The 378-nt window shown below is 41.8% G+C and carries 1 protein-coding gene; it reads left to right on the forward strand.

Annotated elements, in window-relative coordinates:
* A partial coding sequence (locus SCA31_RS22635) for a pyridoxine 5'-phosphate synthase (protein ID WP_410699300.1) occupies positions 1 to 378 on the forward strand: 378 nt, incomplete at both ends.

Consider the following 378-nt stretch of genomic DNA (forward strand, 5'->3'; position numbering starts at 1 on the left):
ATCTGAAGCCGTTGGTGACAACAGAATTTAATATTGAAGGGAATCCGCACCGTCAGTTTATCGATATGGTATTGGAAGTAAAACCTGAGCAGGTAACACTGGTTCCGGATGCGGATGATGCCATTACCTCCAATGCAGGCTGGGATACTAAAAAACAGTATGATTTTCTTGTAGATGTGATTGCTGAATTTAAAAATGCAGGCATCCGTACCTCAATTTTCCTTGATCCAAACCCGGAATTAGTGGAATATGCTGCCAAGACTGGTGCCGACAGAATTGAGTTGTACACAGAAGCCTATGCGAAAGATTATCTTATCAATAAAGAACAGGCCATACAGCCCTATTACGATACAGCAGTAGTGGCATCAGAATTTGGAT

This window comes from Chryseobacterium sp. SIMBA_028, assembly GCF_046535285.1.
Lineage (GTDB): Bacteria > Bacteroidota > Bacteroidia > Flavobacteriales > Weeksellaceae > Chryseobacterium.